The organism is Lacisediminihabitans profunda (genome assembly GCF_008040105.1).
Classification (GTDB): Bacteria; Actinomycetota; Actinomycetes; order Actinomycetales; family Microbacteriaceae; genus Lacisediminihabitans; species Lacisediminihabitans profunda.
Window position 1 is genome coordinate 82,172 of the sequence record NZ_VRMG01000005.1, and the last position, 21,444, is coordinate 103,615.

A 21,444-nucleotide genomic window follows, 5' to 3' on the forward strand; every position below is an offset into this window, starting at 1 on the left:
GGCCCACCCGGAACCCCACAACCTGGTCGACACGCGGGCCGTCGAGGAGAGCCCCGTGACGATCCATGTTCTGCTGTGAGCATATTTCGCCGTCGGGAGACGATCGGAGCCCTACGGTCGAGGTGATGAGAAGCGGAGAGCGGGCCCACGAGACACGGCGTCCGCGTGTGCGGCTCGTACAATTCCACCGAATCGTGGAGGGAAGGAACACCCGATGGAACTGATCTTCGTGCACGGAGCCCTGGTGCGTGACGGGCTGTGGTGGTGGGAGCGGACCGCAGACCTGCTCCACGAGCGCACGGGCATCCGCAGCCGAGCGGTTGCGTTGCCCTCCTGCGGTGAGGCGGCCCCGGAGCAGGTTGCCGGCGGCCTGGCGGCCGACGCGGCGGCGCTCCGGCGTGAACTCGACGACGCGGACTCGGCGATCGTTGTCGGGCACTCCTATGGCGGCACCGTCATCGCCGAGGCCGGCCATCATCCCGCGGTCGCGCACCTGCTCTACATCTCGTCCTATTTGCCGGACATCGGGCAATCCCAGGGCGGGATCATGAGCGCCGAGAGCGACCCGGCGTCGATCGGTGACAACGGGGATGGCACCCTTGGCCTGTCCGGATACGACGCGACCTCGTTCGGGGCTCGCTTCCTTCAGGACGCAGACGTCGCGATCCAGCGTCAGGCGTGGGAGCGTGTCACCGCGCAGGCCCTCGCCGCGTTCATGACTCCCACCAGCGCCGCGGGCTGGGAGGGGATCGACTCGACCTACATCGTCTGCGGGCAGGACCGCAGTACCTCGGTGGAATTGCAGCGCTTCCACGCTTCCCGAGCGACCCGCTCCGTGGAGCTGCCGACCGGTCACCACCCCTTCGTCTCTCGGCCCGACCTGGTCGTCGAGCAGGTGCAGGCGCTGTTGCATCGCGCATGAGTCGATGGCGCGACCAGCGGCTCGAGCCTGCCGTCGCCACCGCACGGCACCGCGGGCCCTTTGGCCCTCGCGGGGGTGGGTGGCGCGCCCATGATGGAGGCTTCCGCACACCGTGGAGGTCCAGACCGTGAGTACCGCACGCATCGCTTCGCCCGAGGTCGACTCGCGCTGGCGCCCGGTGGTCAGGCTCGCCGCCGTCTCCGCCGTGCTCGTGACGGTGCTGATCCCGGTGCAGGCGCTGGTATTCATCCTGATTCCGCCGCCCCAGACCGTGCCCGAGTACTTCGACCTGTTCCAGCGCAACCCCGTTCTCGGCCTTCTGGACCTTGACCTGCTGCTCACCCTCGACTATCTGGTGATGATCCCCTTCTACCTCGTTCTGTTCGCGTGCTTGGAACGCGTCGCACGGGCCTGGGCGACGCTGGCGCTGATTCTGGGGCTGTTCAGTGTGCTGCTTTTTGTCGTCTCGCGCGAGGCGACGTTCTCGATGTGGCTGCTGAGCTCCCAGCACGCGGCCGCTCACACGGCGGCGGATAAGGCGGCCCTCGTCGGCGCCGGGCAGACGCTGCTCACGCTCTACAACGGCGGCACCTTCGGAATCAGCTACGTGCTCGGGGCGATCAGCACCCTCATCTTCTCGGCGGTGATGCGCCGGCATCGTATCTTCGGCCGGCTGCCGGGAATCGTGGGCATCATCACCGGGATCACCATGCTCGTGCCGTCGAACGTGGGCGCGGTCGGCCTCGTCATCGCGATGCTCTCGCTGATTCCCACGATGCTCTGGCTGATTCTGCTGAGCCGGGCGCTCTTCAGGCTCGCCCGCGACTCCGCTGCGAGCGCCGCTAGACCTGAGCGTTGAGCGCTTCCACTGCGGGGATGAACCGCATCCGCGAAGACTCGATGTGGCTGAGCATGAGTTCGCCGGCCGCGGCGCCGTTGCCCCCGGCGATCGCCGCGGCGATCTCGACATGCTCGCTCAACGCCAGCGGGCGCTTGCCGCCCTGGTAGTACTCCTCGAACATGTTCTGCACGAACTTGCCCTCGCTCGGGGCGTTCGCCTCGATGTTCAGCGTGGCCTTGTAGACCCGGAACAGATGCATGTGGCAGTGCGTGCGGATGAACGCCTCTTCGACGTAGTGGCTTCCCGATGCGCGCGCGACGAGTGCGTGAAAGCGTGTGTCGTGTTCGACGAACTCCGGATAGGTGGAGGCCAGCCCGGCGAGGGAGATGCTCTCGGCCCGCGCCAGTTCGGCGTCGAGAGCCTCGACCTGGCGGCGAGTGCTGCGTCGCGACGCCTCGGTGGCGGCCCACGGCTCGATGAGCGAACGGAACTGGAACAGGTCGTCGAACTGCTGCACGGAGAGCAGGTCGGTGGCCTCGTAGCCGCGAAGCGGGATCTTGGTGACGAGGCCGTCGGCCTCCAACCGGGCGAGCGCCTCACGCACCGGCGTCTGCGACACCGAGAGGCTGCGGGCGAGCTCATCGATTCCCAGATGCTCACCGGGGGAGATCTCGTGGTCGAGGATCATCGCGCGGATCGAGTCGTAGGTGCCGTCCGCCAGCACGAGCCGCTGCGGCCCGGCGAGCGGTCGTCTGGCAATATCCCTGGTCATCACGCTTCCCTCCCACTTGAGTGCGCGGTCACCGTGAGGCGAGACCCGCGATCATCGTATATCGAAGCTGGCATAGCACTCTCCGCGCCGCGTTTCAGCGTGCGGCGACCCGGAGGCCGTCCATCCCTCCATCGACCGCGAGCACCGTTCCGGTGGTGGAACGCTGGCTCGGATCGGCGAGAAAACAGATCGCGCCGGCCACCTCATCCGCGGTGACGAGCCTGCCGTTCGGCTGGCGTTGTTCGAGTGCGACGCGCTCCGCCGAGGGGTCGGCGGCCTGATCGAGCAGCCGCGCCACCCACGGAGTATCGGCGGTGCCGGGGTTCACACAGTTGACCCGGATGCCCTCGTGGATGAGGTCGGCGGCCATCGCTCGGGTGAGGGATTGCACGGCGCCCTTGCTCGCGGAGTAGACGGCGCGGCTACGCAGACCGACGGTCGCGGCGATCGAACAGGTGTTGACGATCGCGGCCGACTCACTCAGGCGCAGGAGGGGAAGTGCCGCGCGGGAGACACGGGCGATTCCCGTAACGTTGATGTTGAACACGAGTGCCCAGTCCTCGTCGGTCGCCTCCTCAACGGTGCCGATGGCGCCGATCCCGGCGTTGTTGACGAGGATGTCGAGCACCGGGGAGGCCGAAGCGATCTGGAGGAAGGCGGCGGCCACGGAATCGGCGGACCCCACATCGCAGTGGATCCACTCGGCTACGCCCTCCATGGCGCCGACGTTGAGATCCAGGCCGATCACCCGCGCTCCGTGGGAGGCGAGGCGGGTTGCGGTGGCGAGACCGATGCCGGATCCGGCACCCGTGACGACGGCGGTGAGGCCCGTGAGTTCTTCAGCCATTGTGCGGTGTGCTCTCTTCATCGAGGAGTTTCTCCCTCCCCGGATGCCTCGCGACAGAGTCCCGAGGCTCGAAGATGGGCCATGAAAAAATACTATATAGGATTCTGCGAAATCATGTAGCATGACTTCCACCGGAGCGAAGATGCTTTCTTTCGTTCCCTCACGGCATGAAAGGAAGCACCAATGAAACGACTAGCAGTGGCGCTCGTTGCGGTAGTGGCGGTAGGGGTGGCCCTCACGGGATGCTCGTCCGGAGCCCCGTCCTCGAGCGGCAAGCCCTCCATCCTGATCTGGGCGGACACGCCCCGGATTCCTCAGGCGACGGAGTACCAGAAGGAGATGAAGGGCAAGGTCGACGTCAAGATCGAGACCATCGCCCAGGCCGACGCGCAGACCAAGATCTCGCTGGCCAACCGCGCGAAGAAGGGGTGGCCGGACATCATCTTCGGCGCGCCAGCCGATACCGCTCAGTTCAAGGATCCATCCAATGGCTACGCCGCCGACCTGACCAAGCTCGTGTCGAAGAAGATCTTCGATGGCTTCGGGGAGGGCAACAGCGACTGCCTGTACGACGGCAAGTACTACTGCCTGAAGAACGACCTCGCCAACACCGTGCTCTGGTACAACACCAAGATCTTCGCGCAGTTGGGACTCACCGTCCCGACGACCATGCAGGAGTTCGCTGACACCGCGATGAAGCTCAAGGGCACCGGCTTCTCGGCCGGCGCGTACGGCGACCAGCTGTACTACGCAGCATTCCTGCAGTCGAGCGAATGTCCCCTCGCCGACCTGACTGCCGCGAACACCGTGCGCATCGCCCCCGGTGACTCCAAGTGCACTCGAGTGGCCAAAACAATCCAGCCGCTGCTCGACGCCGGCGTCATCGACAAGCGGTCCCCGTTCGATGCCGGCTTCATCAAAGATGTCGCAGCGCAGGATAAGGTCGCCATGACCATCGGCCCGTCGTGGTGGGGTGACTTCGTGATCAGGCCTCAGGCATCGTGGAACGTGCCCGCCGGTGAGATCGCCGCCGCCAACATGCCCGCCTGGGGCACCGGCAAGGACAACAAGTCGGGCGCGTACGGCGGTGGCGTCTTCACCGTCTCGTCGCACTCGAAGTTCCCGCAGGCCGCCGCTGATGCTGCAGTCTGGATGACAACCTCCAACTGGATGGCAACCGCGGCGACCACACCGACGTTCCCGGCCTACGGTCCGGCGAACAAGCTGTGGGAGGCGCGCATCTCGAAGGACGCCTACTATGCGAACAACGTGTACACGGCCATGGCGGCAGGCGCGAACAACATCTCGCAGGTCGACCGACCAGTTCGGTTCCCGTTCAACGCTCAGTTCGGCGCCACCCTGTCGGCGGACATCAACAACGGGAAGTCGCTGAGCGTCGCGCTCGATGACTACGCGAAGTCGATCCAGGGGCTCGCTCCGCAGTCCGGCTACAAGGTAGTAACCAAGTAACACCGTCCCTTGCGGTGCCGGGAGACCGACGGTCTCCCGGCACCGTGACGTCCCGAACGAAAGGAACGCGATGGCGCGCTCACGATCCAGCCGACGCAGTCTGCTAGCGGGCAGCATCATGTTCGCGCCTTACCTGATCCTGCTGCTCCTGTTCGGCATCTGGCCGATCATCCAGGCCACCATCACCTCGATCGGGCCGAGCATTGTTAACCCGGCGGGCGGACTGCAGAACTTCGCCGACGTCGTGGCGGACGTGCGCTTCTTGCCCGCACTGATGAACGTCGTGGTCTTCCTGCTGCTGTACGTGCCGATCATGATCATCGTGGTGTCGGTCATGTCTCTTCTCCTGGACACCGTCCAGGGCAGGTGGAACCTCCCCCTGCGCCTGACCTATATCGTGCCGGCCTCGATGACCGGGGCCACCGCTGTACTCATCTGGTACTTCATGTTGGAGCCCTCCCTGAGCCCATACCAGAGCGCATTACACGCCCTGGGGATCACCCAGGGCAACCAGATCTGGCGTCAGGGCGGACTCGCCTGGATCTTCGTGGCGATGGCTTTCTTCGTCGGCGCGGGCAACTGGATCGTCGTGCAGTACGGATCCTTGCAGTCCATCTCCGAAGACGTCCTCGAGGCAGCACGGATCGATGGAGCGAACGCCTGGCAGATCGGCTGGCGGATCAAGCTCCCGCTCATCCGCAAGTACCTCGTGTACATGGGCATCCTGGTGTTCGCCGCCGGCCTGCAGGTCTTCGTCGAGCCGCAACTGATCTCCGGCTCGGTCTACACCGGGATCGCGAAGGACTGGTCACTCAACCAGCTGAGCTATGACCTTGCCTTCCAAAGCAACAACCTGGCGGGCTCGGCGGCGCTGTCGCTGATGCTGCTGGTGGTCTGCATCATCGCGGCGATCGTCGTGATCTTCCGAACCGACTTCTTCGAGGGCACTGGGGTGGGCAAGAAATGACAACAGAATCGATCGTCCTTCCCGGACGCGGTGAGGGAATAGTTCGCACCCGCGGCCTGGGAGCTGTCACCGGCCGGGTCGTGGTGTGGATCGTGCTTGCGGTCTTCGGCATCCTCAGCATTATTCCGATGATCTGGCTGATCCTCGCGCCGTCGAAGACGGGCCAACAGTTGAATGACAACCCGCCGTTCTCGTTCGGCAGCTTCGAACAGTACGGGGCCACCTGGAACAACCTGCTCAGCCAGAACGACGGGATCATCCTGAAATGGATGGCGAACTCGGTCACCTACACGGCGTCGATCGTGGTCATCTCGTGTGTCACGGCGGTGCTGGCCGGCTACGCGCTGGCGGCCACCACCCTGCCGTTCAAGAGGGTGCTGCTGATCATCACCCTGATCGCGATGATCATCCCGCCGGTCGCCCTCGTGGTGCCGCTGTTCGTCGAGATCTCCGCGATCGGGCTGTACGACAACCCGGTGTCGGTGATCCTGACGAGCTCGTTCTATCCGTTCGGGGTCTTCCTCGCCTACATCTACTTCTCCACGTCGATCCCCACCGAGCTGTATGAAGCCGCCAAGGTCGACGGAGCGGGCGAGTTCACCACCTTCTTCAGGATCGCGTTGCCGCTCTCCAAGGGGTTGTTCGGCATGCTGGCGTTCTTCAGCTTCAGCGCCGCCTGGGTGAACTACTTCCTGCCCTACGTGCTGTTGCAGTCGCAGGAGAATTTCAACCTGTCCGTCGGCCTCGGGTTCCTGTTCACCTCCAGTCCGGCCCTGAACCCGTTGAACGGCGCGCAACAGAGCCTCATCGGCCGCCCGGAGATCGCGTTGGCCAGCCTGTTCCTCGCCATCCCGATATTGATCGTCTTCATCGCGTCCTCACGCCTGCTCGTTCGCGGCGTGCTTGCCGGCGCGGTGAAGAGCTAAGGAGTATTGCCACAGATGAGCACCGTCACCAGCATCCGCACCGTCGATATCAGGTTCCCCACCTCGATCTTCCTGGACGGGTCGGATGCCATGAATCCGGATCCCGACTATTCGGCCGCCTACCTGGTGGTCGAGACCGACTCCGACGATGGCCTGGCGGGCGCGGGGTTCGTCTTCACCATCGGGCGAGGCAACGACATCCAGTCCAACGCGATCGACGTGCTCGCCCAACGGTTCATCGGGCGCGATGTCGAGGAGCTCCTCGGCAACATGGGGGCGACGTGGAAGGAGATGCTCCACGACTCGCAGCTGCGCTGGCTCGGGCCCGAGAAGGGCGTCATCCACATGGCCATCGGTGCGGTCATCAATGCGTTCTGGGACCTGCGGGCGAAGCGTGCCGGGCTCCCGCTCTGGCAGCATCTCGCCACGCTTTCTCCCGAGGAGATCGTCGACCTCATCGACCTGCGGTACCTGAGCGACGCCCTCACCCGGGAGGAGGCCCTCGAGATCCTCCGTGCCGGAAAGGTGGGCGCCGAGGAGAGGATCGCCGAGCTCCTCGAGAGGGGATACCCGGCATACACGACCGGTCCGGGCTGGCTCGGCTACAGCGACGAGAAGCTCGAGCGCCTGGCCCGCGAGGCCGTCGCCGACGGGTTCACCCAGATCAAGCTCAAGGTGGGCGCCGATATCGACGACGACAAACGTCGCCTGGCGATCGCCCGCGCCGCCGTCGGCCCCGACTTCCGCATCGCCGTCGACGCCAACCAGCGCTGGGACGTGGACGAGGCCGTGGAGTGGATGAGTCAGCTCGCCGAGTTCGACCTGGCCTGGATCGAGGAGCCGACGAGCCCGGACGACGTGCTCGGGCACGCCGAGATCGCCCGCAGGCTCGCCCCGATGCCGGTGGCCACCGGCGAGCACGTGCAGAACCGGATCATCTTCAAGCAGATGCTGCAGGCCGGGTCGCTCGAGGTGCTCCAGATGGACGCCTGCCGGGTGGGCGGGATCAACGAGAACATCTCCATCCTGCTGCTGGCGGCCAAGTTCGGCATCCCGGTGATTCCGCACGCCGGGGGCGTCGGGCTGTGCGAGACCGTGCAGCACCTCTCCATGTTCGACTTCGTGGCGGTCTCGAGCACCATGGACGGGCGCATGATCGAATTCGCCGACCATCTGCACGAGCACTTCGTGACCCCGGCGTCGATCGTGGGCGGCCGCTACCAGACGCCCACCGCGCCGGGTTCCGGGGCCGAGGTCCTGCCGGCATCCATCGACGAGTGGATCTTCCCGCACGGCTCCGGCTGGATCGAGATCGAGGCCAGCGGAGGAACGCGCTGATGCTCAGGTTCATGCGGCTGGGCGCTGTGGGTTCCGAGCGTCCCGCGGCTCTCGACGACGATGGCGTGCTGTGGGACCTCTCGGGGCTCGCCGTCGACATCGACGGCGACTTCCTCTCCTCCGGGGGCTTGGATGCCGCGGCCGCGGCCGTGGCGGCGGGTGGGCTGCCCGTGATGGACGATCCCGCCGACGGCTCGGGGCTGCGCGTCGGATCCCCGATCGCCCGACCGCAGGCCGTGATCTGCGTGGGGATGAACTACGCGGCCCATGCGGCGGAATCCGGGTCGGAGCCTCCCACGCGCACCGTCATCTTCTTCAAGCATCCGAACACCGTCGTCGGGCCATTCGACGAGGTGCTGATCCCGCCGGGGTCGGCGAAGACCGACTGGGAGGTGGAACTCGCGGTGGTGATCGGCACGCGCGCACGCTACCTCGGGTCTCCGGCCGAGGCACTGGCCCACATCGCGGGCTTCGCGGTCTCGAACGACGTCTCCGAGCGTGAGTACCAGATCGAGATCTCGGGCGGTCAGTGGAGCAAGGGAAAGAGCAGCGAGACGTTCAACCCGCTTGGACCGTGGCTGGTGCGGCCGTCCGACATCGGCGACGGCTCCGCCCTGCGCCTGCGCTCGTTGGTGAACGGCGATCCGCGCCAGGACTCGTCAACCTCCGACCTGATCTTCGATGTCGCCCAGGTGGTCTTCGAGCTCAGCCAATACATGGTGCTCGAGCCGGGCGACGTGATCAACACCGGCACTCCCCAGGGGGTCGCGCTCAGCGGTCGATTCCCCTACCTCCGCCCGGGGGACGTGGTCGAGTGCGAGGTCGAGGGTCTCGGTCGCCAGCGCCAGGTGGTCGGCCAGGGACGATCGTGAGCGGTCGGGCGCTGGGTCGCGCCGGGCTCGAGGTCGGGCCGTACGCGTTCGGGGTCGCCCCTCTCGCGAACCTCGGTCACGAGGTCACCGAAGAGGATGCGGCCAGTGCGCTCGAGGCGGCCTGGTCTGCCGGGGTGCGCTACTTCGACACCGCACCGCACTACGGTCTCGGGCTGGGAGAGCGCCGGCTCGGCGCGTTCCTCGCCACGAAGCCGCGGAATGAGTTCGTCCTCTCCACCAAGGTCGGCCGCGTGCTCGTCGACAACCCGCTCGGGGTGCAGCCGGACGACGAGGGTTTCGACGTGCGCTCGCCGCTGGCGCGCCGCCGAGACTACAGCGCGGATGGTGTGCGACGTTCCCTCGACGACAGTCTCGAACGGATGGGACTGGATCGAATCGACGCCGTGTTCGTGCACGACCCGGACGAATTCTTCCGCGAGGCATTGGAAGGGGCGTTCCCCGCCCTCGACCAGTTGCGCCGCGAGGGTGTGATCGCCTCCTACGGCGCGGGCATGAACCAGTCCGCGATGCTCGCCGACTTCGTTCTCAACACCGACCTGGACGTGGTGATGTGCGCGGGCCGGTACACCCTGCTCGAACAGGGTGCCCTCGACGACCTGTTGCCGGCGGCCTCCGCCCGAGGGGTCTCGGTGGTGGCTGCGGCGGTGTTCAATTCCGGCCTGCTGGCCCGGGACCGCCCGGCGCCCGGCAGCACCTATGACTATGCCCCCGCGTCGGTCGAGCTGCTCGCCCGGGTGGGCGCGATCGCCGACGTCTGCGAGGCCAACGGCGTCTCGTTGCCGGCGGCCGCCCTGCAGTTTACTCTCGGACATCCCGCGGTCGCGACCGTGTGCACCGGCGCACGCTCGGCCGAGCAAGTGCGCCGCAACGCCGGCCTGTTCGACCTGACCATCCCCGATTCGCTCTGGGCAGACCTCGCTTCGGCCGGCCTGCTCCGGGCGGACGCGCCACTCCCCACGAAAGAGGAAACACCATGATCATCACCGCCGTCGACGTCGTTCGGGTGGCCGTTCCCGCCCACGAGCCTCCCTTCGTCTGGCGCGCCGGTCTGCCCGGTTCCGAGCCGGCGGCGGATGGCGCGTGGCTGGTGATCCGCACCGACACGGGTGTCTCGGGCCTGGCCTTCGCCCTGCGCGGTGCGATGCTGCAGGATGTCGTCGACCGCCGCATCCGGGCGGAGCTGGTGGGCCGGGATCCGATCGCCCGCGAGCTGCTCTGGGATCGCATCTGGGAGCTCGACCGGATCGACCGCTTTCCGGTCTTCGTGCAGGGCATCGTGGACGTGGCGCTCTGGGACCTTGCGGGCAAGGCCGTCGGGTTGCCCGTGTACCAACTGCTTGGCTCGTACCGGGAGTCGCTGCCCGCCTATGCGTCAACGGTCACCTTCGGCTCGATCGAGGAGTACCTCGACGTCGCCGACCAGTGCCTCGAGCTCGGCTTCCCCGCGATCAAGCTCCACGCCTGGGGCGACGCCCGCAAGGATGCCCGGCTCTCCGAGGCGCTGCGCGAGCACGTCGGCCCGGATGTTCCCCTCATGTTCGACGGATCGGCGGGCTTCGACCTGCTCGACGCGACCTATCTCGGCAAGGCGCTGAGCGACGCGGACTACCTCTGGTACGAGGAGCCGATGCGCGAGTTCAGCGTGACGGCCTACAAGTGGCTGGCCGAGCGAGTGGATGTCCCGCTCATCGTCGCGGAGGTCGCGGAGGGTTCGCACATGAAGACCGCGGACTTCATCGCGGCGGGCTGCGCGGCCGCCGTGCGCACGAGCACCGGGCTGCGGGGCGGCTTCACCGGCGCGATGCGCACCGCCCATCTGGCCGATGCCTTCCTGCTGCGCGCCGAGGTGCACGGGCCGGGGGAGACCAGTCGGCACCTCTGCATGTCGATCAGCAACACCACGTACTACGAGTCGCTCATCGTGTCGAACCCGGTGCGCCGGCCCGCCGAGGTGGATGCCTCGGGCAACGTCCATGCTCCGACGCTTCCCGGCGTCGGTTTCGAGGAGGCCTGGGGCGACGGGGTGCCCGCACCGCTCGCCGCGGCGCTCGCCGACTGACCGGGCCCACCGCCGCACGACAGGAGGATCGATGAGGATCACCGAGATAGAGATCAGGGCCTGCAGCCCAGGCAACGTGGGTGACGCGGTGGACGGCGCCCGGCTCAGCGGGGGAACGGCCCCGGAGGTCGTGGTGATCTCGATGAAGACCGACGAGGGAATCACCGGCGTCTCGTTCGGTTCCGGCGGGCTCGACGCGCGGGTCACGGCCCGGGCGTTCGCGCAGGTGCGGCCGTTCTTCCTCGGCCGCGACCCGATGGCCCGCGAGCAGAACGCGACCGAGTTCCGCTGGTTCGACCGACGCTGGAACCACTCCCCCATCTATGCCTACGGGCCGTTCGACATCGCCTCCTGGGACATCGCGGGGCTTCGCGCCGGGCTCCCGATCCACCAGCTCATCGGCACGGCCGCGGAGCGTCGTGCCGTCTACGTCAGTTCGATGTTCCTCGACACGCCAGAGCAGTACGCGGCGCAGGCGCTGGAGGTGAAGGCCAGGGGCTTCCGCGGCTACAAGGTGCATCCTCCCGGCCCGGCGGCGGTCGACCTCGAGGTGTACGCCGCCGTGCGGGAGGCGGTCGGCAGCGAATTCGCCCTGATGGCCGACCCGGTCGCAACCCACAGCTACGAGGAGGCGCTGCGGGTGGGGCGAGTCCTCGAATCCCTCGGCTACCTGTGGTTCGAGGAACCCGTGTACGACTATGACGTGCAGTCGCTCATCAAGCTGACGAACAAGCTGGACATCCCGATCGCCGGCACCGAGACCATCGCCGGGGGGAGCCACCTCACCGCACAGTTCATCGCGAGCGGCGCGGTGGACATCGTGCGCACGGATCCATCCTGGCGCGGCGGCATCACCTCGTCGCTCAAGACGGCGCACACCGCTGAGGCGTTCGGCCTGACCTGTGAGCTGCACACCGCGCTGTACCACCCGCTCGAGCTCGCCAATCTGCACACCTCGCTGGCGATATCCAACACGGGCTGGTTCGAGCTGCTGTACCCGACAGAGGACTTCGACTTCGGCCTCGCCGAGCCCCTCGACATCAGGGACGGTTACGCCTACGCGCCAGACGCCGCGGGTCTGGGAGCAGTGTACGACTGGGACGCGATCGACGACGCGACCGTGGAATTGGTCTGACCTCAGAGGATAGGGAATCGCATGAAACGCATCGCATCGGTGATCGGGCTGCCGCCCGAGAGCGTCGAACGCTACGAGAGCCTGCACGCCGCCGTCTGGCCGGCCGTGCTGGCTCGACTCTCGGCCAGCAACATCGTGAACTACTCGATCTACCGGTACGGCGAACTGCTGTTCTCGTACCTGGAGTACGTGGGGGAGGACTTCGACGCGGACATGGCGGCGATGGCCGCCGACCCGGCCACCCAGGAGTGGTGGGCGGTCTGCATGCCGCTCCAGCGTCCCGTCGACGACCGGGCCGAAGGAGAGTGGTGGAAAGAGATTCCCGAACTGTTCCACCTTCACTGATGGCGGCCTTCGAGCCGGCACCGGGAGACGAGCGACTCAGCACGGCGATGCTGAGCGACTCCCTCGACGAGTGTGGGCTGCGCTCCCAGGTGCTCCAGGGACGCCTCGCGCCGGTGGTTGCCGGGTCCCGCGCGTTCGGGCGTGCCGCGACGGCGAGGTTCGCGCCTGGCGAGCATGATGAGCCGGAGGATCCATACGGCGCCGCGATCGACTTCATCGCCGGTCTCGGTCGCGGCGAGCTCGTCGTGTTCGCGACGGCCGAGAGCGACGCCTCCGCTTTCTGGGGCGAGCTGTTCAGCGCGGCGGCGATCGGCGCGGGCGTCGTGGGGGTGCTGACCGACGGCAATCTGCGGGACACCGAGCGGATCGCGGCGCTCCAATTCCCGGCCTTCTCCAGGTCCCGGCGACCGATCGACTATCGCCGACGCATGGCCATGGTGGAGTCGCGCACGACCGTGACGATCGGGGGAGTGCGCATCGCGGACGGCGATCTCGTGATGGCGGACGACGATGGCGCGGTGGTGATCCCTCGCGAGCGGGAGTTCGAGGTGCTCGCCGCGGCGAGGCTGAGGGCCTCGAAGGAGTCGACGGTGCTGGCCGAGCTGCTGGCGGGGGAGTCCCTGCGCGCGGTCTGGGATCGGCACCGGATCCTGTGAACCTCGCCGGGCGCTTGACGTGATAAATCGATTTACCATAGGGTGGGAAACATGACAGCGTGGACAGCATGACAGCGGAGTCGAGCGCCCCAGTCGTGCTCAGGGGCATGACCTGGGATCACCCGCGCGGTGTCGATGGCCTCCGCGAGGCAGACCCGCTCCTCATCGCCCGACACAGCGTCACCATCGAGTGGGAGGCTCGTTCCCTTCTCGCCTTCGGTGACCAGCACGTGGCCGACTTCGCCGCCGACTTCGACATCCTGGTCATCGATCACCCGCACGTGCCCGACGCCGTCGAGGCCGGGGCACTGCTGCCCCTGGACGGCATCGCGGGCCTGGCCGATTTGGCGAAAGAGAGCGTGGGGCAATCGCACGACTCCTACCGCTATCGGGGCAGCCAGTGGGCACTGGGCGTGGATGCCGCGGCTCAGGTGAGCGCGTTCCGTCCCGACCGTGCAGACGGCGCCCCCGTCTTCTGGAGTGACGCCCTCGAACTCGCCGGCACCGGCGCGGTGCTCTGGCCGTACAAGCCGGTCGACGCCTTCAGCACCTTCGCGACGCTGTTGGCCCAGCGCGGCGCACCGCTCGCCCGGAGCGGTCGATTCCTGGACCGCGCCGTCGCCGGCGAGGTTCTGGAATTCATGATCCGACTCGCGGATGCCGTTCCCGCCTGGTGTGCGGACGCGAACCCCATCGACGTGGCCGAGGCCCTCGTCGCCGATAACGACTACAGCGTGGGGGTCGCGCTGTTCGGCTACACCAACTATTCCCGCGCGGGGTTCCGGCCGCGCCCGCTCGCCTACGACGACATCCCCTCGTTCGACGGCAGGGCGGGCGGGTCGACGCTCGGCGGCGCCGGGGTGGCGGTGTCGGCATCCACCCGGCATCCGGAGCTGGCGATCGCCGCGGCGGCGATGCTCGCCGGGGCCGAGGCACAGATCGGCCCGTACACCGCCGGCGGCGGCCAGCCGGGAAACCTGCGAGCCTGGCGCAGTGACCGGGCGAACGAGACGACCCGCGGCTTCTTCCGCAACACCCTGCGCACCCTCGAACGAGCCTGGGTGCGCCCGCGCGTGCTCGGCTGGCCCGACCTGCAACTCGCACTCTCGCACCTGGTTCGGGACGCGGTCGTGGCGCGGCGGTTCGACGAGACCACGCTCGACCGGATCGAGCGACTGCCCGCCGCCCACCTCACCGAGGAGATCGAGTGACCTATTTCGAAGAGTACGAGCTGGGGTCGACCCGGCAGAGCCACGGTCGCACGGTGACCGAGGCCGACATCGTGCTGCACGCCGGGCAGACCGGGGACTTCTATCCGCACCACATGGACGCGGAGTTCGCGAAGACGCTCCCCGGGGGCCAGCGCATGGCGCACGGCACGCTGATCCTGTCGATGTCGGTCGGCATGCTCGCCGGCGAGGTGAACGACCAGGCGATGAGCTACGGCTACGACCGCGTTCGCTTCATCCGCCCGGTGCACATCGGCGACACGATCACCTCTCGCAGCGAGATCGTGGCGCTGCGCGACCACGCCAAACGACCGGAGTCCCTCGGCCTCGCCGAGGAGAAGGTCGAAGTGCTCAACCAGCGCGGCGAGGTCGTCATCGCGTTCGTGCACCTGTACCTCGTCAACCGTCGACCGCGGAGCCTCTCATGACCGATCTCTACCAGCCGGCCCAGATGATCGACACCCATCAGCACCTGTGGAAGCCCTCCGAACGGCGATACGAATGGCTGGACGCCGTCGGGGCGCCCCTCAACGCGGACTTCGGCCCGGAGGACGTCGAGACGGATGTCGCGGCCGCCGGCATCACCGGGACCGTGCTCGTTCAGGCCGCCGACAGCTACGAGGACACGTTCTACATGCTCTCCGTCGCCTCCCGGGTGCCCGTCGTGCGCGGAGTGGTCGGGTGGGTGCCGCTCGACCGAGCCGCCGAGGCCGCGGCGGCACTGGACGCCTACGCGACGACGGTGGTGCGCGGCATCCGCGTACTCAATCACACCTACCCGGACCCGAGGTGGCTGTTGAGGGAGGACGTGACGGCCGGGGTCGAGCTGCTCGCCCCCCGCGGGCTGCCCCTCGACGTGGTCAGCATCGTGCCCGAGCACCTCGCCATGCTCGTGGAGCTCGCGGCGAGGCATCCCGACCTCACGATCGTGCTCGATCACCTCGCCAAGCCGGACATCGCCGGGCGAGGGTGGGAACCGTGGGCCTCACTGATCGCCGCGGTCGCCGCCCAGCCCAACGTGAGCGTCAAGATCTCCGGTCTCAATACCGCCTCCGGACCCGAGTGGACCTGGCGGGACTGGTTGCCGTACGTCGATCACGTCGTCGAGCAGTTCGGCTCCGACCGGGTGATGCTCGGAAGCGACTGGCCGGTCTCGACCCTGGCCGGCGACTTCCGCGGCGTGTGGCTGGCCCAACGCCAGGTCATCGCCCACCTCGACACGGCCCAGCAGGACGACATCCTGTACCGCACCGCGCTCCGCACCTACTCGCTCGCCCTCTCCGGAACGGACCTCCCATGACCACACCGTTGCCCCTCGACGGCATGCTCGTTCTCGACTTCAGCCAGTTCCTGGCCGGGCCGATGGCGGCCATGCGTCTCGGCGACCTCGGGGCCAGGGTGATCAAGGTCGAGCGGCCGCAGGGCGGCGACATCGGGCGGCGGCTCGCCTTCGCGGGAGTCGTGGAGGACGGCGACACCCTGTCGTTCCACATCACGAACCGCAACAAGGAGAGCTACGCGGCCGACCTCAAGAACGAGGCCGACCGCGACGGTCTCCGCGCCCTCGTCGCCAGGGCCGACGTGATCGTGCAGAACTTCCGGCCGGGCATCATGGAGCGGCTCGGCTTCGGCTACGACGCCGTCTCGGCCATCAACCCCGGAATCATCTATGCGAGCGTAAGCGGCTACGGCACCGAGGGACCGTGGAAAGATCGGCCGGGGCAAGACCTCCTCGCCCAGTCGTTGTCCGGACTGCCGTGGCTGAACGGCAGCTCCGACGACCCGCCCGTGCCGGTGGGGATCGCCCTCGCCGATGTCATCGCCTCGATCCATCTGGCCAGCGGGATCACCGCCGCCTTGCTGCGCCGGGAGCGCACGGGACTCGGCGGCCGGGTCGACACCAGCCTGCTCGAATCGATGCTCGACCTGCAGTTCGAGCTGATCAGCGCCCACCTCGGCGACCCCTCGATCACCGTCAAGCGCGGCGCGCGCAACACCGCGCACGCCTTTCTCCAGGCGCCGTACGGGGTCTATCCCACCTCGGACGGCTACCTCGCGATCGCGATGACCCCGGTGCCGGCTCTCGGGGCCCTCATCGGGCTGGCGACGCTCGAGCAGTATGTCGACCCCGACACCTGGTGGACCGAGCAGACCGCGATCACGCGCGCGCTCGCGGATCACCTCGCGACCCGGTCCACCGAGCATTGGCTGGAGATCCTCGATGCGGCGGATGTCTGGTGCGCGCCGGTGCTCACCCTTCCGGAGCTCGTCGCCCACGACGGATTCCGCGCGCTCGACATGGCGCAGCAGATCGAAAGACCGGATGCCGACGGCGGCCCGCCGGTCGCCATCCAGACCACCCGCTCCCCCGTGCGCTACGACGGCCGGGTGCTCAAGAACGACAGGGGCGCCCCGCGACTCGGGGAGCACACCGACGCTATCCGGGCCGAGTTCGCCGACGAGGAGGCAGCAGTATGAGGAATCCCAACTCCGACCCGGTCGCCCGCCACGCGGTGCCGGTCTGGAACCAGGACGTGAAACTCTACGAGGACTACGAGGTGGGGGAGGTGGACCGCTCCATCCGCCGCACCATCTCCGAGGGGGAGGTGATGATGTTCAGCAGCATGCTGGTCGACCTCCACCCCTATGTCGCCGACGAGATCTTCGCCCGCGACGAGGGGCTCTTCGGCAGACGCATCGTGCCGGGCGCGCTCGTGTTCGGCTACGGAATGGGCCTGATGGCGCACAACAACGTCAACACCTTCAGTTATGGCTACGACCGGCTGCGGTTCATCAAACCGCTGTTCATCGGCGACACCATCTATACGATGCGCACCCTGCTGAGGAAGGAGCCGAAGTACGACGAGATGGGCCTGTTCACCGTGTCGTACGAGGTGTTCCGTGCCGACGACGAGCAGATCGTGCTCTACTGCGAGCACCTGCAGACCGTGAAATACCGGGATCCGGCGGCCGCGAGGGCCCAGTCCACCCAGGCGTCATCGTGATCGACCTGTTCGCCGACGTCTCCGACTACTGCCGGCTCGTAATCCCCGAGGCGCACAAGCGACCCATCGCCATCATCGGCGCCGGGGGAATCGTCGACGGCGCGCACCTGCCGGCCTACCGCCTCGCGGGTCTGGAGGTCGTCGGGATCACGGACATCGATCCGGAGCGGGCCAGGGACGTGGCCGCCCGCCACGGCATTCCCCGCGTCTACGAGAGCCTGGCCGAGTTGCTCGCCGACGACCGGGTCGAGGTGGTCGACATCGCGGTTCCCGTCACCCACCAGCCGCCCATCTTCCGTGCCGCGGTCGCCGCCGGAAAGCACATCCTGGCCCAGAAGCCCTTCACCGACAACCCGCAGACCGCGCGCGAACTCGCGGCGCTCGCGGCCCAGGCGGGCGTGGTCGCCGCGGTGAACCAGCAGATGCGGTTCGACGAGGGAATCGCCGCGGCCCACCGGATGGTGGAGGCCGGCTGGCTCGGCACCGTCACGTCGTTCGCGCTCACCGTCAACGTCTTCACCGACTGGTCGCAGTGGGAGTGGGCGAAGGCCATGGAACGCCTCGAGATCATGGTGCACTCGATCCACTACCACGATGCCGTGCGCTGGTTCATGGGCGAGCCGTCGTCGGTCTACGCCGTCGCCGGTCGAACGCCCGGCCAGTACCCGGTCGGCGAGACCCGCACGACGAGCAGTTACACGTTCCCCGACGGAAGCTCCGCCCTGGTCTCGGCCAACCACATGAACCTCGGCGGCGACAACTCCGCGGAGTTTCGGATCGAGGGGACCGGGGGCGCCATCCGCGGCACCCTCGGGCTCATGTACGACTACCCGAACGGACGCCCTGACACCCTGGAGGTGACCAGCACCGTGCTGCCGACCGACGGGTGGGTGCCGTATCCGGTGACCCAGCGCTGGTTTCCGCACGCCTTCATCGGGTCGATGGGGTCGGTGCTCGAGGCGATCGCCACCGGTTCGACACCGCGCAGCACGGTCGGCGACAACGTGAAGACGATCGAGCTCGTGGACGCCCTCTACCGCTCGATGGGCGCCAACGAGGTCGTGCACTTCGACCGCTGAAGGGCGCGATTTCGCGCTCGGGCGGCATTCGTAGTAGACAGGCGGAGTCATGGTCAAGCTCAGCGATGTCGCCGCGCTCGCCGGGGTCTCCCCGGCGGCGGTGTCGAGGGTACTCTCGGGCGACACGACGCTCCGGGTCTCGGAGGGCACGCGGCAACGGGTGATGGCCGCCGCGCAGCAGCTGGACTACGTGCCGAACCACGCCGCCCGCTCCCTGCGCACCTCCCGGACGAGCACCATCGCTCTCGTGGTGCCGGATGTCACCAGCGCCGTCTTCGCGGAACTCGCGAGAGGGGCGGAGGACGAGGCCGGAGCCCGTGGGCTCGCGATCGTGCTCGGTCGCGCCGAACGCCTGCACGACGACAGGGACTGGCTGCGCCGGTTGGTGGGGGAGGGCCGCATCGATGGAGTGATCCTGCAACTGCCCGACGGAACGCCGCCGGCCGATCTGGAGTCGCTCGTCGTGCAGGACACCCCGATAGTCGTGATCAACTCGGTGGACGACGGGCCCCTCAGCACCATCGTGCTCGATGACGCGGCCGGGATCCGCCTGGCGATGGATCACCTCCGCCGGCTCGGTCACACCGACATCGGATTCATCGGCGGTCTGCTCGGCAGCGCGACCGGCGCCCGGCGCGAGGCCGCCTTCCGCGCGGCGATGGCAGAGGCTGGGTTGTCGCCGGAGGAGGCGTGGATGACCCGGCTCGGCTACGCGGGGACCGACGGGCGCGCCGCCGCCGTTCGGCTTCTCGAGAGCGCCACGCTGCCGACCGCCCTCGTGGTCGCGAACCTCAACGCGGCCCTCGGGGTGCTGGCCGAGATCCACGACCGTGACCTGCGGGTGCCGGGGGACATCTCGATCGTGGCCATGCACGACGTCTGGTACGCGGATGCCACCTGGCCGCCCATCACGACGGTGCGCATGCCGCTGAGCGAACTGGGCGCGGCGGCCGTCGTCGCGCTCGCGGACAGCGGCTCCGGCGTGATCCACACCGTGCTCGACTCGCCGGCACCGCAACTCGTGGTGCGCCGATCGACGGCGGCCCCGCGCGCCGGCGGCTAGACCAGAGTCGGCCACTCACCGGGGCGAACCAGTTCGAGATTTTCAGCAATTTTTGAGCCTGCAGCCCTTGAATTCGGGCTCGAACGACTGGTAAAAAATTGGTGAATTGAGTCACTCGGACTCACGTTTCTAGAAAGGGGAATCCTCATCATGGCTATGTCTTTTGATCCTTTCAACGAACTGGATCGCCTCGCTTCGGCTCTCTTTCAGTCGAACCGAGGACAGCGGCTCATGCCCGTAGACCTCTACCAGGACGGCGGACAGTACATCCTCAACGCCGACCTCCCGGGGGTCGACCCGGGGTCCGTCGATGTCGACGTCGACGGCCAGCTGCTCACCATCCGGGCGCAGCGAACCGAACCGACATCGGACGACGCGAAGTTCCTCGCCCGGGAACGGCCGTACGGAGCGTACTGGCGGCAGTTCACCCTGGGGGAGGGCATCGATGTCGAGCGGATCAGCGCCCACTACGACAACGGCGTGCTCAGCGTGGTGATCCCGGTCAGCGAGACGGCGAAGCCGAGGAAGATCGAGGTTAGCTCCCGGGCGAACGCGCGCGAGCAGATGACGATCTCGTCCTGACGCCGCCGGCCGCACATTCACGGAGGCGAAAATTCACAGAGAGGAAGATTCACAGAGGCGAGGGGAGGCGACATGACAATTGCGACTATCGCGATGCCGCCGGTGGATGAGGAGCGGGTACTGGCCTGGACAGAAGACCAGGACCTGGTCGATCGCGTGTTCCTCGAACTCGTGCGCACGATCCGACCCCCAGTAGTGAGCACCGACACGCTCGCCCTCCCTCCTCTCCAGGATTCGGTGAGGCGCCCCGACCGACCCCAACGAGCGTCGGTTTCCGGCTCCGAGCGTGATTGTCGGGCCTGGCAGCGATCGCCCCCGGCTCGGGGCTGATTCGCGAGAAGCCCTGCGCCGGTGTGTGTCCCGCGCCGGTCTCGGCCGATTCAGAGCCCGCTCTTAGGCTGCGGTTGCACGATGGAGTTTTCCGGTGCAGAGTCGCCTCGGCCACCGAGGCGAGGAGCCTGAGATGAAGAGACCGTCAGACGCAAGCCGGCGGGATGGCGTGCCGGACCGGGGCACCCTGGGCAACGGGATGCCGTACCTCCGCGCCGGGGCGGGCGGCCGTCTCGTGTTCCTTCCCGGGATCGCGGGAGGCGCCCGCCCGGCCACCGCCCTGGATCGGCGCGTGCAGGGCGGCCAAATCAGCCTGTTGGCCCGTCATCACGAGGTGTGGTGGATCGGTCACCGCCCGGGGCTGCCGCCGGACTTCGACATGGCCTCGGTGGCGGGAGAGTACGCGGACACCCTTCGGCACCTATTCGGCGATCCCGTCGACGTCATCGGCGTTTCCACCGGCGGCAGCATTGCGCTGCAGTTGGCGGCGGACCATCCGGACGTGGTGAACCGCCTGGTGGTGGTGTCGTCCGCCTACCGCCTCGGCCCGAGCGGTCGCCTCGCCCAGCAGCGCACGGGCGCCCTGCTCCGTGCGGGCCGGCCGCAACGAGCCGCCGCCGAACTCATGTCGCGGCTCGGCAGGAACGCCGTGGAGCGCAACGCGATGACCGTGGCGGGCCTGATGCTCGGGCCGATCGTCGTCGGCAACGACGACCCCGACCTCTTGGTGCTGCTCGACGCCGAAGACGGGTTCGACCTGCACGGCCGCCTCCCCGAGATCACGGCGCCGACGCTGGTTCTCGGCGGTGACTCCGACGGATTCTACCCCGAGAGCCTCTTTCGGGAGACCGCCCTCCGCATCCAATCTGCACGCCTCGTGCTGTACCGGGGGGTCGGGCACATGACGACCCAGGGCAACCATCGGCTCGCCGCCGACGTGCGTGCCTTCCTCGAGGATTAGGCGATCCCTGCGCGACGACCAGAG

The 21,444-nt window shown here is 67.7% G+C and carries 24 protein-coding genes; 22 read left to right on the forward strand and 2 right to left on the reverse strand.

All coding sequences use genetic code 11. From position 1 onward, the window contains the following. The first annotated feature begins 214 nt into the window (after nt 1-214). Entirely contained in the window at nt 215-922 is a 708-nt protein-coding gene (locus tag FVP33_RS04930) for an alpha/beta hydrolase (RefSeq protein ID WP_147782535.1), read from the forward strand. Nucleotides 923-1,049: 127 nt separating this feature from the next. Then, nucleotides 1,050-1,781: a DUF4386 family protein gene (locus FVP33_RS04935; protein ID WP_147782536.1), complete on the forward strand. Its 732-nt coding sequence runs from the start codon at nt 1,050-1,052 to the stop codon at nt 1,779-1,781. Here FVP33_RS04935 and FVP33_RS04940 read toward each other — a convergent pair. Then, the gene (locus tag FVP33_RS04940; protein WP_147782537.1) at nt 1,765-2,535 is read right to left on the reverse strand and encodes a GntR family transcriptional regulator; all 771 of its coding nucleotides are present in this window, start codon (nt 2,533-2,535) and stop codon (nt 1,765-1,767) included. The two genes, FVP33_RS04935 and FVP33_RS04940, sit on opposite strands and share 17 nt — an antisense overlap. A gap of 94 nt (nt 2,536-2,629) precedes the next feature. Next, nucleotides 2,630-3,382, reverse strand: coding sequence for an SDR family NAD(P)-dependent oxidoreductase (locus tag FVP33_RS04945; RefSeq protein ID WP_147782538.1), 753 nt, complete (start codon nt 3,380-3,382; stop codon nt 2,630-2,632). Nucleotides 3,383-3,565: 183 nt separating this feature from the next. Here FVP33_RS04945 and FVP33_RS04950 point away from each other — a divergent pair, with 183 nt between their 5' ends. The 20 genes from FVP33_RS04950 (at nt 3,566) to FVP33_RS05050 (ending at nt 21,420) form a co-directional block, all read left to right on the forward strand. After that, entirely contained in the window at nt 3,566-4,852 is a 1,287-nt protein-coding gene (locus tag FVP33_RS04950; RefSeq protein WP_147782539.1) for a sugar ABC transporter substrate-binding protein, read from the forward strand. Nucleotides 4,853-4,922: 70 nt separating this feature from the next. Beyond that, complete coding sequence (locus FVP33_RS04955) at nt 4,923-5,819, forward strand: carbohydrate ABC transporter permease (RefSeq protein ID WP_147782540.1); 897 nt, start codon at nt 4,923-4,925, stop codon at nt 5,817-5,819. Continuing rightward, nucleotides 5,816-6,745 (forward strand): carbohydrate ABC transporter permease, encoded by a 930-nt coding sequence (locus tag FVP33_RS04960; RefSeq protein WP_147782541.1) that lies wholly within the window; start codon nt 5,816-5,818, stop codon nt 6,743-6,745. Before FVP33_RS04955 ends, FVP33_RS04960 begins: the two co-directional genes overlap by 4 nt. Before the next feature lie 15 nt (nt 6,746-6,760). Beyond that, complete coding sequence (locus FVP33_RS04965) at nt 6,761-8,083, forward strand: enolase C-terminal domain-like protein (protein WP_147782542.1); 1,323 nt, start codon at nt 6,761-6,763, stop codon at nt 8,081-8,083. Continuing rightward, nucleotides 8,083-8,955 (forward strand): fumarylacetoacetate hydrolase family protein, encoded by an 873-nt coding sequence (locus tag FVP33_RS04970; RefSeq protein ID WP_246142179.1) that lies wholly within the window; start codon nt 8,083-8,085, stop codon nt 8,953-8,955. The genes FVP33_RS04965 and FVP33_RS04970 overlap by 1 nt, the downstream gene beginning before the upstream one ends. After that, nucleotides 8,952-9,953, forward strand: coding sequence for an aldo/keto reductase (locus tag FVP33_RS04975; RefSeq protein ID WP_342779846.1), 1,002 nt, complete (start codon nt 8,952-8,954; stop codon nt 9,951-9,953). Before FVP33_RS04970 ends, FVP33_RS04975 begins: the two co-directional genes overlap by 4 nt. Then, nucleotides 9,950-11,035 carry an enolase C-terminal domain-like protein gene (locus tag FVP33_RS04980; protein ID WP_147782543.1) on the forward strand — a complete coding sequence of 362 codons (1,086 nt, stop codon included), beginning with the start codon at nt 9,950-9,952 and terminating at the stop codon, nt 11,033-11,035. Before FVP33_RS04975 ends, FVP33_RS04980 begins: the two co-directional genes overlap by 4 nt. A gap of 31 nt (nt 11,036-11,066) precedes the next feature. After that, a complete protein-coding gene (locus tag FVP33_RS04985) occupies nt 11,067-12,170 on the forward strand; it encodes an enolase C-terminal domain-like protein (RefSeq protein WP_187270580.1) in 1,104 nt (367 codons plus the stop codon). Nucleotides 12,171-12,191: 21 nt separating this feature from the next. Continuing rightward, nucleotides 12,192-12,515 carry an L-rhamnose mutarotase gene (locus tag FVP33_RS04990; RefSeq protein WP_147782545.1) on the forward strand — a complete coding sequence of 108 codons (324 nt, stop codon included), beginning with the start codon at nt 12,192-12,194 and terminating at the stop codon, nt 12,513-12,515. Continuing rightward, nucleotides 12,515-13,171 (forward strand): RraA family protein, encoded by a 657-nt coding sequence (locus tag FVP33_RS04995; RefSeq protein ID WP_147782546.1) that lies wholly within the window; start codon nt 12,515-12,517, stop codon nt 13,169-13,171. Before FVP33_RS04990 ends, FVP33_RS04995 begins: the two co-directional genes overlap by 1 nt. Nucleotides 13,172-13,239: 68 nt before the next feature. After that, a complete protein-coding gene (locus FVP33_RS05000) occupies nt 13,240-14,382 on the forward strand; it encodes an extracellular solute-binding protein (RefSeq protein WP_246142241.1) in 1,143 nt (380 codons plus the stop codon). Beyond that, entirely contained in the window at nt 14,379-14,828 is a 450-nt protein-coding gene (locus FVP33_RS05005; protein ID WP_147782548.1) for a MaoC family dehydratase, read from the forward strand. Before FVP33_RS05000 ends, FVP33_RS05005 begins: the two co-directional genes overlap by 4 nt. Further along, nucleotides 14,825-15,700 (forward strand): amidohydrolase family protein, encoded by an 876-nt coding sequence (locus tag FVP33_RS05010; RefSeq protein ID WP_147782549.1) that lies wholly within the window; start codon nt 14,825-14,827, stop codon nt 15,698-15,700. The genes FVP33_RS05005 and FVP33_RS05010 overlap by 4 nt, the downstream gene beginning before the upstream one ends. Further along, on the forward strand, nt 15,697-16,878 hold the full coding sequence (locus tag FVP33_RS05015; RefSeq protein ID WP_147782550.1) for a CaiB/BaiF CoA transferase family protein: 1,182 nt from the start codon (nt 15,697-15,699) through the stop codon (nt 16,876-16,878). The genes FVP33_RS05010 and FVP33_RS05015 overlap by 4 nt, the downstream gene beginning before the upstream one ends. Continuing rightward, nucleotides 16,875-17,405, forward strand: coding sequence for a MaoC family dehydratase (locus FVP33_RS05020; RefSeq protein WP_147782551.1), 531 nt, complete (start codon nt 16,875-16,877; stop codon nt 17,403-17,405). The genes FVP33_RS05015 and FVP33_RS05020 overlap by 4 nt, the downstream gene beginning before the upstream one ends. Next, a complete protein-coding gene (locus FVP33_RS19415; protein ID WP_187270581.1) occupies nt 17,402-18,484 on the forward strand; it encodes a Gfo/Idh/MocA family protein in 1,083 nt (360 codons plus the stop codon). Before FVP33_RS05020 ends, FVP33_RS19415 begins: the two co-directional genes overlap by 4 nt. A gap of 49 nt (nt 18,485-18,533) precedes the next feature. Further along, a complete protein-coding gene (locus tag FVP33_RS05035; protein ID WP_147782552.1) occupies nt 18,534-19,547 on the forward strand; it encodes a LacI family DNA-binding transcriptional regulator in 1,014 nt (337 codons plus the stop codon). Between the two features lie 150 nt (nt 19,548-19,697). After that, complete coding sequence (locus tag FVP33_RS05040; protein ID WP_147782553.1) at nt 19,698-20,129, forward strand: Hsp20/alpha crystallin family protein; 432 nt, start codon at nt 19,698-19,700, stop codon at nt 20,127-20,129. A 72-nt stretch (nt 20,130-20,201) separates the two neighbouring features. Further along, complete coding sequence (locus FVP33_RS05045) at nt 20,202-20,459, forward strand: hypothetical protein (protein ID WP_147782554.1); 258 nt, start codon at nt 20,202-20,204, stop codon at nt 20,457-20,459. A gap of 133 nt (nt 20,460-20,592) precedes the next feature. Then, on the forward strand, nt 20,593-21,420 hold the full coding sequence (locus FVP33_RS05050) for an alpha/beta fold hydrolase (RefSeq protein ID WP_147782555.1): 828 nt from the start codon (nt 20,593-20,595) through the stop codon (nt 21,418-21,420). Nucleotides 21,421-21,444: the final 24 nt, after the last annotated feature.